A 12230-nucleotide genomic window follows, 5' to 3' on the forward strand; every position below is an offset into this window, starting at 1 on the left:
TTGACAACGCGGAAACGCTATGGCTACCGTCACATTATTCAATCAGCGGACACGCGTTCGGCATACGAACACCGGGTTCGGCATCTATGTAGACGGGACATCGGAATGAGCGATCACGCCTTCACCCCGGCGGCCGAGAAGCAGGCGCGAAGAGCAGCGCTGAGCAGCTTCGTCGGCGCGGTCATCGACTGGTACGACTTCCTGCTCTACGGGCTGGTCGCGGCACTGGTCTTCAACTCGGAGTTCTTCCCGAACGTCAGCCCGGCGATCGGAACGCTCGCCGCGTTCGCGACGTTCGGCGTCGGATTCCTGTTCCGGCCGCTCGGCGGCGTGGTATTCGGCCACTACGGCGACCGCATCGGACGCAAGCGGATGCTGATCCTCACCGTGCTGATCATGGGCACGAGCACCGCGTTGATCGGACTGCTGCCGTCCTTCGCGTCGATCGGCTGGTGGGCGCCGATCCTGCTCGTCACGCTGCGCGCCATCCAGGGCTTCGCCGTCGGCGGCGAGTGGGGTGGAGCCGCGCTGATGGCCGTCGAGAGCGCGCCGCCGAAGAAGAAGGCGTTCTACAGCAGCGGCGTGCAGGTCGGGTACTCGGTCGGCCTCATCCTCGCGACCGGATTCGTCATGCTCATGAGCAACCTGACCACCGAGGACGCGTTCAGCCAGTGGGGTTGGCGTGTTCCGTTCATCGCCAGCGTCGTCCTGGTCGGAATCGGTCTGTGGATCCGCGCCGGAGTCCAGGAGAGCCCCGAATTCGTCGAAAAGGTCGAGAAGGTCGAGGAGGAGAGCCCACAGGAAAAGAAGCGAATCCCGCTCGTCGAGGCTCTGCGCAACCACCCGAAGGCGTTCCTCCAGATCATCGGCCTGCGGTTCGCCGAACTGTTCTCCATGTACATCGTGACCACGTTCGCGCTCAGCTACTCCACGCAGGAACTGGGGATGGAGCGCAACTTCATGCTCAACGTCGGTCTGCTCGTCGGCGCCGTGGGCATCGGCACCATCCCGCTGTTCGCCTGGCTGTCCGACAAGCACGGCCGGCGCCGCGTCTACATCCTCGGCGCGCTGATCGGCGCGGTGTGCGCGTTCCCGTTCTTCATCTTCCTCGAGCACGGATCGATGATCGGCACCGTCATCCTGGCCGTGCTCCTCGTCAACATCTCCCACGACATGGTCGTCAGCGTGCAGCAGCCGCTGTTCACCGAGATGTTCGGTGCGGAGTACCGGTACAGCGGTGCGGGCGTCGGGTACCAGGTGGCCAGCGCGATCGGCGGCGGCTTCACTCCGTTCATCGCGGCGGCCCTCGTCACCGCGAGCGGTGGGTCCTGGCACCTCGTGGCCGTGTACCTGGCAGGCGGCTGCGTCGTCAGCGCCCTGATCGCGTGGCGACTGCAGCCCGATTCGAGTGCCGACGCCGCGGACGCCGACACGGCCGCGAAGCTCGAGAACGCGCACTGAGCCGGTAGACGAGGAGGTGACGGTCATGGCTGCACAGTCGGTGCTCTGCGGACTCATCGGAGACGGGATCGACGGGTCGTTCTCGCCCACGTTGCACGAGGCCGAAGGGCGCGCGCAGGGCATGAACTACGTGTACCGCCTCCTCGACCTCGAGCGTCTGCACGGGGCGGCCGCCAGCGTCGACGGCATCATCGACCTCGCACGGCAGTGGGGGTTCGACGGGCTCAACGTCACCCACCCGTACAAGCAGCAGGTGATGGCCCACCTCGACGAATTGTCGCCGGACGCCGCGCGACTCGAGGCCGTCAACACCGTGGTGTTCACCGCGGGCAGGGCCGTCGGGCACAACACGGACTGGACCGGGTTCGGCAGCAGCCTGGGCCGCGAACTGCCGGGTGCGAGCCTCGACCGGGTGGTGCAGATCGGGGCGGGCGGCGCCGGAGTCGCCGTCGCCTACTCGGCGCTCACCCGGGGCGCTGGGCACCTCACCGTGACGGACGTCGACCTCGACCGTGCCGAACACTGCCGGGACACGATGCGAAAGTTGTTTCCCGGCAGCGTCGTCGACGCGGTTCCGGCGTCGGAGATTGCCTGGCCGCTCGCGGACGCGTCCGGTCTGATCAACGCCACACCCATCGGCATGGTCGGATTCCCCGGCACCCCGGTGCCCGTGGACCTGCTGCGCCCCGACCTGTGGGTCGCCGACGTGATCTACCGGCCGATCGAGACACCCCTGATCCGGGCGGCCCGCGCGCTCGGTGCGCCCACCCTCGGTGGTGCAGGCATGAACGTCTTCCAGGCCGCCGACGCGTTCCAGCTGTTCACCGGTGTCACACCGGATTTCGAGCGCATGTACGCGCACGTGCTGGCGCTCGTCGAGCAGCAGTCCCGGCGCGCCGCGTAGGCGGTCAGCCCAGCGACAGGTCGGACCCGATCCGCTCCGCCGTCGCGACGAGTTTCGGCACCACCGTCGCCTCGACGTCGTCGCGTGTGTACTGGGTGCCCTGCAGCGAGGAGTTGAGGGCGGCGACCACGGCGCCCGTCCGATCGCGGATGGGAACGGCCGCGCCGCGGATGCCGACCTCGAGTTCGTTGTCCGACATCGACCAGCCGTCCGCGGCGACCTGCCCGACCGCGGTGCGCAGTTGGTCGACGTCCGAGATCGTCTGCGGGGTGAACGACTGGAACGTGGTGGTCTTCAGATAGTCGTCGAGGGCGTCGGCCGGCAGTCCCGCCAGCAGCACCCGCCCCGTCGACGTCGCGTACGCGGGGAACCGCATGCCCACGGTGATGGAGATGCGGATGATCCGGGGTGAGCGGACCCGCGCCACGTACACCACGTCGGGGCCGTCGAGGATGGTGACGGAGATGGTCTCGCCCAGTTCCTTCGCGAGAGCCTCGATGTGCGGATCGGCGACCTGCGGCAGTCGCAGCGCGGCGAGATACGAGAAACCGAACCGCAGCACCCGGGGCGTGAGCGAGAAGTTGCGGCCGTCGAGACGCAGGAAACCCTTGTCCACCAAGGTGAGCAGAATGCGTCGCGCCGTGGAGCGGGTGATCCCGACGCTCTGCGCCACCTCGCTCAGCGTGCGCTCCCGGTGCTGCTCGTCGAAGCATTCGAGGACGCTCAGTCCGCGGTCCAGGGACTCCAGAAAGTACCGTTCACCCGATGCCGGCTGCTCGGCCACCTCAGTAGCCACCTGTTTCGCACACGCCGTCATGGTACCGGTCTACAGACCGGTCTCCGCGGGAAGCCGCCCCGCCTTCACCGCCGCCCGCAGCGCGTCGTGATCCTTCTCGGACTGGTCCGCATACAGGCGGGCCCAGGCGGTGATCGCCAGATCGAACGTGTCCCCGTTGCCGAGATACCCCGCGACGAACGCCGATCCGGGACTCTGACTGTGCGCGCGGGCCAGCATCGTGCCGCACAGCGCCGCGTACCTCACCGATTGCGCCGGTTCCAGGGTCTGCAAGTCGACGGACCCCTTCATGTCGCGGAACTGCCGAAGGTAGAAGTCGCGCCGGCGTCCGTCGTCGCCCTCGACGTCGCGCACCCACCCCAGAAACGGGTCGGACTGGGCCTGGAGGATGCGTTGCGCGCCGACGACGCGGGCGCCCTGGCCCTTCTCCGCGACGGTGCGAATGATCGAGTCCGGTGCGGTCGCGACCTTCCCGTGCGTCTCCAGCACCGACCGCGGTGCCTCCTTGGCCTGCAGGAAGAGCGGCTCCCCGGCCGGGCCCTGCAGCAGCAGCAACCAGCAGCGGGTTCCGACGCTGCCCACACCCACGATGCGCATCGCGTAGTCGACCACCTCGTACTGCGACAGCAACAGTCGAATGTCGGCGCGCAGCGTGTCGAGATACAGGAGATACAACTCGGTGATGCGGCCCAGGTCGTAGTTCGTCGAATGCCGGATGACGGGGAACTGGTCGACGATGTGCGGCCTGCCGTCCTCCTCCATCGTGGTGAGTTTCCTGAGGACCTGTTCGGATGTCCGTTTGCGCGCCTTCTCGGTGATCGCCCGGATCTGCTGCTGCTTCCCGCGCGGGTCGTGCTCGAGGACGTCCGTCTCCTCCTGGAAGTAGTACCGCTCCGTGGCGGTCAGCCGGAACAGCGTCCTCAGGGTGTTGCGGTACGAGCGGACGGCGGCGCCGGTGGAGTCGGCGCACTGCGCCTCGGTGTACGAGTTGGCGCGCCCGTGGATCCACACGCTCGCGGCGAGCCGGCGCACGTCCCACTCCCACGGCGCCGGATAGGCCTCGTCGAAGTCGTTGAGATCGAACAGCATCCGGCGTTCCGGTGAGGCGAACAGCCCGAAATTCGCGAGGTGCGCGTCGCCGGACGCGACGACTTGGCATCCGGTGACCGGTGAGTCGGCGAGGTCGTGCGCCATCATCGCGGCCGAACCGCGGTACAGCGCGAACGGTGATTCGAGCATCCGTCCGACCCGGATCGGCACCAGGGTCTGCAGCCGGGTGGTGTTCTGCGCTTCGATCACCGCCACCGGGTCGCGCTCCGGAAGGGCGAATGCACCCTGCGCCTTGCGGGAGAGTTGTTCGCGTGCGGCCTTCCCGGCCGAACGTCGGGCATCGATCACCGTGGTCCTACCGGCTCGGGAAGACGTGGCCATGACGTCGAGTCTAAGCACCCGCAGCCCCACGTGAGTGGCATTGCGTGCGCAGGGACACTTTGCCACTCACCTGGGGGAGTATGGACAGAGTGCGGTCGCGCGACGGGAGGACATCCATGGGACAGCGACTTTTCGCGGCCACCGCGGCACTGGTGGTCGTCGCGTGCGCGGCCTGCCAGTCCGAGGGGAGTTCGGCGCAGGTGTCGCCGACCAGCGTGGCCGCCGCGCCGTCCGCCGGCGAGCCTGCCGTGGTCGCGTCCGATCTCGACGTGCCGTGGGGGATAGCGTTTCTGCCCGACGGGACGGCGCTGATCGCGGAACGGGACAGCGGCGCGATCCGACACCTGCAGGCCGACGGGAGCACTCCCGTGATCGGCGAGGTGCCCGGTGTGTCGGCGCAGGGCGAATCGGGACTGCTGGGCCTGGCCGTCTCGCCGAACTACGCGACGGACCGGACGATCTACGCGTACCTGACCACCGGCGACGACAACCGGGTGGTCTCCCTGAGCTTCGACGGACGCAGCCTCGGCGAGCCGGCCCCGATCCTCACCGGCATCCCCGCCGCGTCGATCCACGACGGTGGCCGGATCGCGTTCGGCCCGGACGGCAAGCTGTACGTCGCGACCGGTGAAGCCGGCGACCGGCCGCGCGCCCAGGACCCGTCCTCTCTCGGCGGCAAGATCCTGCGCATCGACCCCGACGGATCGATCCCGGCCGACAATCCGACTCCCGGATCACCCGTGTGGTCGCTCGGGCACCGCAACGTGCAGGGCCTCGCGTGGGACGACGCGGGCAGGCTGTGGGCCACCGAGTTCGGCGCGAACACCTGGGACGAGCTGAACCTGATCGAACCCGGCGCCAATTACGGATGGCCGGAGGTAGAGGGGCGGGCGGGGGAGGCGGGCTTCGTCGACCCGGTGGTCCAATGGTCCACCGGCGAAGCGTCCCCGTCCGGTCTCGCCTTCCACGACGGCGCGCTGTGGGTCGCGGCGCTGCGCGGCGAACGACTGTGGCGGATCCCGGTGGGCGCAGACGGTGCACTCGGTGAACCGCAGTCGCTGTTCGAGGGCGAATACGGGCGGCTGCGGACCGTCGTCGCGACACCGGACGGCGCCGTCTGGTTCAGCACCAGCAACCGCGACGGCCGCGGCGATCCGGGAGCGTCCGACGACCGAATACTCGAGCTCCCGTGATCAGGCGCGACGAACGGGACGCTCGTTGCGTTGGATCGAACGAGCGTCCCGTTCGTCCGGAAGGGGAGAGGGGTGAGCGGCAGGGGAGGGACGAGGGAGGGAGCTAGCGGTTCACGTCCAGGGCTGGACCGGCGGCGTCACCCACATGATCTTCTCGTCGCGGTGCGCCGGGGTGGCGGCGGGATGGTCGGGGTGGCGCTGCGCCCAGGCCGTCTTCTGGTCGAGCAGTTCGACCACGGTCAGCCACGTCTCCATGGTGCTCGGCGGGTTGGACCCGGCCGCCCGGGCGAGTTTGCGCAGCGTGCTGTCGGTCAGGTCGAGCAGTTCCTGGCCACTGATTCCGCGATCCCACACGTACCGCGCGAGTCCCATCGCCTTCTCGCGTCGCCGCTTCGCCGCGCCTTCGGTGTGCGCGAAGTCGACTTCCTGAGGTTCCATCGTCTTCCCTTCTCGTGCGCATCTCCACGGTAGGGCACCCGCGTGGCGGGCCGGTATCGTGGGAGGACGATTCTCGCAGCAGACGCGAGTGGGCGGCGCGAGCAGTAGGGAAGACGGACGATGGGCAGGCAGCGCGGTGGTCGGGCTGCGCGGACATCCGACGGGGGTCCCGTGCCCGGTGTGTACCCCATCGACACAGGCACGTGCGAACTCGCCGTGGACAACCTCAACCCGCACGGCTGGGTGCTGAAGGTGAACGGCGTCGAGAGTTCCCACATCGACGTGTCGGACCCCGCTCGCCTGGATTTCGAGTACATGCGATGGATCGCCGAACTGGTCGCCTCGCACTGGGGCACGGATCGGCGGGTGCGGGCACTGCACCTCGGGGGCGGCGCCTGCTCGCTCGCCCGACATCTCGCCGCCCGCTATCCGGACGCCCGGCAGGTGGTGGTCGAACTCGACGGCAGGCTCGCCGAACTGGTCCGTGACTGGTTCGACCTGCCGCGGGCCCCACTGCTGCGACTGCGGGTGGGGGAGGCGCGGGCGGTCACCGAGACGTTGACGGAGTCGAGCCGCGACCTGATCGTCCGCGACGTGTTCGCCGGCAACACGACCCCGGCGTCGCTGACGACCACGGAGTTCACCGGGCACGTGCGCCGGGTGCTGGCACCCGGCGGGATCTTCGCGGTGAACTGCGGAGACACCCGCGACCTCGTCCTCGCGCGCCGGGAGGCGGCGACCATCGGCAGCGTGTTCCCGCACACCACGATCATCGCCGATCCCGCGATGCTGAAGGGACGCCGCTACGGCAACATCGTGATCGCGGGCAGCGACGTGCCGATCGGCGACGACCCCGCGCTTGTCCGCACCCTGCTGGGCGGCGGTGTGCCCGCCCACGTGTGGGACGACGCGCGCGTGCGGACGTTCGCCGGGGCGGCGCGGGTGCTGCGCGACGCGGATTCCGTCGGTTAGACGAGCACCCAGATCAACGAGGCCACCGCGAAGCCGACGACCGACAGGATGGTTTCGAGCACCGTCCACGTCTTCAGGGTGTCTTTCACCGACATGTTGAAATACCGTGACACGATCCAGAATCCGCCGTCGTTGACGTGGCTGGCGATGATGGATCCGGCAGACACGGCGATCACGATCAGGGCGATCTGCGGGGACGAGTAGTTTCCGGCTGCGATCGACGGTTCGATGACGCCCGCGGTGGTGACGATGGCGACGGTCGCCGAACCCTGGGCGATGCGGAGGGCGCAGCTGATCAGGTACGCGGACAGGATGACCGGGAGTCCGAGTGCGTCCATCGAGTCGGCGAGGGCCTGCCCGACTCCGGTGGCCCGCAGCACCGCGCCGAAGAATGCGCCCGCACCGACGACGAGCAGGATCATGCCGACCGGTTTCAGTGCGGCGGCCGACATCGCGCCGATCTCCTGCGCCGTGATTCCGCGCCGGGTCCCGAGCAGGTACAGCGCCAGCAGCACGGCGATGGTCAGTGCGATCGTGGGGGTGCCGAGGAAGATCAGCACCGACAGCAGTGTCGAGCCTTCTTCGAGGACGACGTTGCCGACCGTCGCACCGAGGATCAGCACCATCGGCACGAGGATGATGAACGAGATCAGCCAGAGTGGCGGCGGGTTCTCGTCGGCCTCCTTCTCCTCCGGGATGAACTCGTCCGGGACCTCGATGATCACCCGCTTGCCGATCCAGCTACCCCAGACGACGCCGCTGACGAACCAGGCGGGGATACCGCACGCGAGACCCATGATGATGATCCAGCCCATGTCGACGTGCAGCAGACCGGCCGCGGCGACGGGGCCCGGGTGCGGGGGCAGGAACGCGTGCGTCATGGACAGGCCGGCGAGCATCGGCATCGCATACAGCACCAGCGACTTGCCGCCGCGCTTGGCCGCCACGTACACGAGCGGGGCGAGGATGAAGATGCCGATGTCGAAGAAGACCGGGATGCCGAGCACGAGACCGGTGACACCCATCGCCAGCGGTGCACCCTTGGGCCCGAACAACTTCAGCAGTCGTTCGGTCAGGACGTCGGCGCCGCCGGAGCGTTCCATCATCGCGCCGAGGACGGTGCCCAGGCCGATGATCGGGGTGATGTGCCCCAGGATTCCGCCGAACCCCTTCTCCAGGATCGAGTCGGCCGCCGACGTCGGGGTGCCGACCAGTTCGACCACCGACACTCCCGCGATGAGTGCGACACCGACGCCGACGACGATCAGCGCGATGAACGGCTCGAGCTTGAGTTTGATGATGAGGACCAGCAACACGGCGATGGATATCGCTGCGAGAGTGAGGAGTCCGGCTGTGTCGTGCTGCAGCCAGTCGACGAACGACGTCATTGCGTCTCCAGGGAGAAGGGGAAGGGTGCTCAGGCCGAGAGCGCGGTGACGAACGCGCGGGCGCGGTCGGTGATGTCGGTCCAGTTGCCTGCGGCGACGCTGGGCGGTGGGACGACGCTGGTGCCCGCGCACACGGCGAGTGCGCCGGCGTCGAGGAACTCGCGGGCGTTGGCATCGTTGATCCCGCCCGACGGCAGGAGTTCCACGCCGGGATACGGGCCGTGCAGGTCGGAGAGGTAGCCGGGGCCGAGCCGCTTGGCGGGGAAGATCTTGACCGCGGCGGATCCGAGGTCGACGGCCATGGCCACCTCGGTGGGGGTGAACGCGCCGAGGAAGACGGGAATCGACCGTCCCGTGGCGACTTTCGCGACGTCCGGGCGGATGCCGGGGGTGACGAGGAACCGGGCGCCGGCGTCGATCGCGGCCGCGGCCTGATCGCCGGTCATCACGGTCCCGACGCCGAGGATGCTGCCCGCCGCGGCGGCGGCGTCGGCGGCGCGGCCGAGGTGATGGAGCACGTCGGGGGTGGTGAACGTCAACTCGACCGTCCGGATTCCACCCTCGGCGAGCGCGTGGCACAGGTCGGTGGCGTCGGGAATGGACTCCGCGCGCACCACCGTCAGTACCCGGTCGGCACGCAGAATGTCGATCTCGGTCATCGGACTGCTCCTCCTTCTTCGCGGCGCAACGATCTTCCGGCGGTCGCGCCGGTGAGGCGGCCGTCCTCGAGGGCGAGGCGGCCGCGGACGAATACGTGGGAGAACCCGGCCGCAGCCTGACGCGGCCGGGCGTAGGTCGCGGTGTCGCCGACGGTGTCCGGATCGAACAGCACCAGGTCGGCGGCGTAGCCGCGGCGGACGAAGCCGCGGTCGACGAGACGCAACCGCGTCGCGGCGCGGCCGCTGAGGTGACCGACGCACTCTTCCAGGGACATCAGCCCGAGGTCGCGGCTGTAGTGCCCGAGGTAGCGTGCGAACGTTCCCCACCCGCGGGGGTGCGGTTTCGCGCCGACCAGCAGTCCGTCGCTGCCGCCGGTGTGCCGGGGGTGCTGCATGATCGCGCGCACGTTCTCCTCGTGCCCGACGTGCTGCAGGATGCCACTGCCGAGTTGGTCGCGGACCAGGATGTCGATGCACACGTCGAAGGGGTCGCGGTTCTCCTCGACAGCGATGTCGGCGACGGTCTTCCCGACGTAGGCGTCGAGTTCGGGATTCTGCACGCCGCTGATCTCGAGGGTGTGCCACTCGGCGATCACGCCGTGGCAGCCGTCGGATCCGGTGACCTCGAGATGCTCCCGGATACGTTCGAGGGCAACCGGATCCCGGAGCCGGTCGAGGGTCTGTTCCATACTGCCCGCCGATGCCCAGCTGGGCAGGATCGCCGACAGCGTGGTGGCGCCGGGAAGATACGGGTAGGTGTCGAGGCTGATGTCCGCGCCGGCGGATTCGGCGGCGTCGAGCAGGGCCAGCAGTTCCGGGGCGCGGCCCTTGTTGGGTCCGAAGTTCAGCGTGGCATGGGCGAGATGCAGCGCGCACCCGGCCCGCGACGTCAGGTCCACCATCTCGGCATAGGCCTCCATGGCGCCGGCGCCGTACGACCGGTGGTGCGGCGAGAAGTAGCCGCCGTACTCGGTGACGGTCCGGCACAGTGCCAGCAACTCCTCGTTGTCCGCGTACATCCCCGGCGTGTAGGTCAGCCCCGCGGACAACCCGACGGCGCCCTCCACCATGGACTGCGCCACGATCCGCTGCATCTCCTCGATCTCCGGCGCCGTCGCCGGGCGATCGTCCCAGCCCACCACCAACGCCCGCACCACCCCGTGCGGGACGAGATACGCGACGTTGGTGGCGATCCCGCGGTCGAGCCTGTCGAGATACTCGCCCACGCTCCGCCAGGAGAAGTCGTAGCCCTCGGGATCGGTGTTCCATCCGGCGATCTTGCGCCGGACCACGGCGAGGACGTCGTCGGTGACGGGTGCGTAGGACAGTCCGTCCTGGCCGAGTACCTCGGTGGTGACCCCCTGGGTGATCCGCGACGGGTGCTCGGGGTTCAGCAGGATCTGCAGGTCCGAGTGGGCGTGCATGTCGATGAATCCGGGTGCGAGCACCAGGCCGTCGGCGTCGATCACACGATCCGCGGTGGGGCGTTCGGTCGCGGAGTGATCTGCCGCGGGCCGGATTTCGGCGATCCGGTCTCCGTCGACGAGCACGTCGGCGCGGTACCTCGGCGCCTCCGACCCGTCGACGACGGTGGCGGAACGGATCAGAGTGGTCATGATGTGAGTCCTCGGCCGGGGATCAGAAGAAGGTGCGGATCAGGTCGACGACGACGGGATCGTCGGAGTCGTCGCCGACGACGGGTATCCAGCGCCATTTGTCGAACGCGGTGCACGGGTGGGAGAGACCGAGCCGGACGACGTCGCCGACGCGCAGATCGTGTTCGGGTCGTGCGGGATCGAGCCGGAGGAACGCATGCTGGTCGTTGACGGCGGTCACTTCGGCGCCGACGAGCGGGCGCGGCGCCGCCCCGAGCGCGCCGGCGACGGCCTGCGCGGTGGGGAGTCCCTCGTCGAACGGGACGTCGCGTTTGCCTGCGTCGAGCAGGGCGAGGCCCGGCTCGGGGCGGGACACCACCCGGGCCCACGTGTGCATCGCCGACGTGAGGCGACGCCCCTGCTCGTCTCGGGCGCGGGCGAACGGGGTGATCCCGGTGTAGAAGCCGTCGTCGTGGATGATGTACGCGCCGGCGCGGACCACCACTGTGGTTCTGCCGCCCGCGAGTTCGGCGAGTACCTCGGCGACCACGTCGAAATAGGCACTGCCGCCGGCGGTCACGTAGACGTCGTGGCTCTCGGGGTAACGCCCGTCGGCCTCGAGCCGGCGATGCAGCTCGGCCATCGACCGGAGGTACGCCCGGACCCGGGCGAGGGACTCCTCGGACGCGTCGTGGGCGAGTGCCCCCTCGTAACCGGAGACGCCGGCCAACCGCAGTGCGGGGCTCTCGCCGATACGTTCGGCGACCGCCACGGCCTCGGCCACCGACCGGGCGCCGGTGCGGCCTCCCGCTCCGCCGAGTTCGACGAGCACGGGCAGCGGCCGGACCACCGTGACGCCCGCCAGCGCCGCGGTCATCGCGTCGACCGTCTGCGGGGAGTCGGCCCACATCAGGACTTCGAGTTCTGGGTTCGCGTCCATCTGCTCGGCCAGCCATCGCAGGGCGGTCGGGTCGACGAGCGAGTTCGCGATCTGCACCCGGCGCGCGCCGAATCGCACCGCCACCCGGAGCTGACCGAAGTTCGCCAGCGTGATCCCCCACGCGCCGCTGCGGATCTGCCGGTCCCACAGCACCGGAGACATCGTCGTCTTCCCGTGCGGAGCGAGGTCGACTCCGTGCTCCCGGCACCAGGCCGCCATGGTGTCGAGATTGCCGGCGATGGCCGTCTCGTCGAGGACCATCACCGGCGTGCTGAACGCGGACAGCCTCGGCCGGGTGGTCAGGAACTCGGTCTTGGTCAGGCCGTTCGCCGCGGAGGGGAGGGCTTTGTCCACGTCGGACAGGCGCAGCTCGTCGAGCTCCGCCAAGGCGCCGGAATCGAGTGCATCCGTTCCGCTGATCGTCATCGTCGATCCTGTCGTTCGGGTTTTGTG

11 protein-coding genes are annotated in these 12230 nt (G+C 69.0%); 4 read left to right on the forward strand and 7 right to left on the reverse strand.

Annotated elements, in window-relative coordinates; translation table 11 throughout:
* The first annotated feature begins 105 nt into the window (after window positions 1-105).
* The gene (gene shiA, locus ACFU5V_RS27445) at window positions 106-1461 is read left to right on the forward strand and encodes a shikimate transporter (protein WP_378703069.1); all 1356 of its coding nucleotides are present in this window, start codon (window positions 106-108) and stop codon (window positions 1459-1461) included.
* Between the two features lie 25 nt (window positions 1462-1486).
* Window positions 1487-2365, forward strand: coding sequence for a shikimate dehydrogenase (locus tag ACFU5V_RS27450; RefSeq protein ID WP_378703070.1), 879 nt, complete (start codon window positions 1487-1489; stop codon window positions 2363-2365).
* 4 nt (window positions 2366-2369) lie between these two features.
* Here ACFU5V_RS27450 and ACFU5V_RS27455 read toward each other — a convergent pair whose 3' ends face one another.
* Window positions 2370-3149, reverse strand: a complete 780-nt coding sequence (locus tag ACFU5V_RS27455; RefSeq protein WP_378703071.1) for an IclR family transcriptional regulator C-terminal domain-containing protein — start codon at window positions 3147-3149, stop codon at window positions 2370-2372.
* A gap of 42 nt (window positions 3150-3191) precedes the next feature.
* Window positions 3192-4592: a DUF2252 domain-containing protein gene (locus ACFU5V_RS27460; protein ID WP_378703072.1), complete on the reverse strand. Its 1401-nt coding sequence runs from the start codon at window positions 4590-4592 to the stop codon at window positions 3192-3194.
* A 116-nt stretch (window positions 4593-4708) separates the two neighbouring features.
* Between ACFU5V_RS27460 and ACFU5V_RS27465 the strand changes: the two genes are divergently transcribed.
* A complete protein-coding gene (locus ACFU5V_RS27465; RefSeq protein WP_378703073.1) occupies window positions 4709-5785 on the forward strand; it encodes a PQQ-dependent sugar dehydrogenase in 1077 nt (358 codons plus the stop codon).
* A gap of 111 nt (window positions 5786-5896) precedes the next feature.
* Here ACFU5V_RS27465 and ACFU5V_RS27470 read toward each other — a convergent pair whose 3' ends face one another.
* A complete protein-coding gene (locus ACFU5V_RS27470) occupies window positions 5897-6223 on the reverse strand; it encodes a hypothetical protein (protein ID WP_276141241.1) in 327 nt (108 codons plus the stop codon).
* Between the two features lie 120 nt (window positions 6224-6343).
* Here ACFU5V_RS27470 and ACFU5V_RS27475 point away from each other — a divergent pair, with 120 nt between their 5' ends.
* Window positions 6344-7195 carry a spermidine synthase gene (locus tag ACFU5V_RS27475; protein ID WP_378703074.1) on the forward strand — a complete coding sequence of 284 codons (852 nt, stop codon included), beginning with the start codon at window positions 6344-6346 and terminating at the stop codon, window positions 7193-7195.
* Here the strand turns inward: ACFU5V_RS27475 and ACFU5V_RS27480 are convergent.
* From ACFU5V_RS27480 to ACFU5V_RS27495, 4 genes are read right to left on the reverse strand one after another with little or no spacing between them, the layout of a single operon-like run.
* Window positions 7192-8583, reverse strand: a complete 1392-nt coding sequence (locus ACFU5V_RS27480; protein WP_378703075.1) for a GntP family permease — start codon at window positions 8581-8583, stop codon at window positions 7192-7194. The two genes, ACFU5V_RS27475 and ACFU5V_RS27480, sit on opposite strands and share 4 nt — an antisense overlap.
* Window positions 8584-8612: 29 nt before the next feature.
* Window positions 8613-9242: a bifunctional 4-hydroxy-2-oxoglutarate aldolase/2-dehydro-3-deoxy-phosphogluconate aldolase gene (locus ACFU5V_RS27485; protein ID WP_378703076.1), complete on the reverse strand. Its 630-nt coding sequence runs from the start codon at window positions 9240-9242 to the stop codon at window positions 8613-8615.
* Window positions 9239-10858, reverse strand: a complete 1620-nt coding sequence (locus ACFU5V_RS27490) for an amidohydrolase family protein (RefSeq protein ID WP_378703077.1) — start codon at window positions 10856-10858, stop codon at window positions 9239-9241. Before ACFU5V_RS27490 ends, ACFU5V_RS27485 begins: the two co-directional genes overlap by 4 nt.
* A gap of 22 nt (window positions 10859-10880) precedes the next feature.
* The gene (locus ACFU5V_RS27495) at window positions 10881-12203 is read right to left on the reverse strand and encodes an amino acid deaminase (protein WP_378703078.1); all 1323 of its coding nucleotides are present in this window, start codon (window positions 12201-12203) and stop codon (window positions 10881-10883) included.
* Window positions 12204-12230 lie beyond the last annotated feature (27 nt).

The sequence above is a fragment of the Rhodococcus sp. NPDC057529 genome (genome assembly GCF_042802055.1).
Classification (GTDB): domain Bacteria; phylum Actinomycetota; class Actinomycetes; order Mycobacteriales; family Mycobacteriaceae; genus Rhodococcus_F.

Excerpts from the sequence above, each read along its gene's own strand:
- ACFU5V_RS27475 (WP_378703074.1), top strand. The coding sequence starts at position 6,344 with ATGGGCAGGCAGCGCGGTGGTCGGGCTGCGCGGACATCCGACGGGGGT.
- ACFU5V_RS27460 (WP_378703072.1), bottom strand. The coding sequence starts at position 4,592 with ATGGCCACGTCTTCCCGAGCCGGTAGGACCACGGTGATCGATGCCCGA.
- ACFU5V_RS27450 (WP_378703070.1), top strand. The coding sequence starts at position 1,487 with ATGGCTGCACAGTCGGTGCTCTGCGGACTCATCGGAGACGGGATCGAC.
- ACFU5V_RS27485 (WP_378703076.1), bottom strand. The coding sequence starts at position 9,242 with ATGACCGAGATCGACATTCTGCGTGCCGACCGGGTACTGACGGTGGTG.
- ACFU5V_RS27465 (WP_378703073.1), top strand. The coding sequence starts at position 4,709 with ATGGGACAGCGACTTTTCGCGGCCACCGCGGCACTGGTGGTCGTCGCG.
- ACFU5V_RS27490 (WP_378703077.1), bottom strand. The coding sequence starts at position 10,858 with ATGACCACTCTGATCCGTTCCGCCACCGTCGTCGACGGGTCGGAGGCG.
- ACFU5V_RS27495 (WP_378703078.1), bottom strand. The coding sequence starts at position 12,203 with ATGACGATCAGCGGAACGGATGCACTCGATTCCGGCGCCTTGGCGGAG.
- ACFU5V_RS27470 (WP_276141241.1), bottom strand. The coding sequence starts at position 6,223 with ATGGAACCTCAGGAAGTCGACTTCGCGCACACCGAAGGCGCGGCGAAG.
- ACFU5V_RS27480 (WP_378703075.1), bottom strand. The coding sequence starts at position 8,583 with ATGACGTCGTTCGTCGACTGGCTGCAGCACGACACAGCCGGACTCCTC.
- shiA (WP_378703069.1), top strand. The coding sequence starts at position 106 with ATGAGCGATCACGCCTTCACCCCGGCGGCCGAGAAGCAGGCGCGAAGA.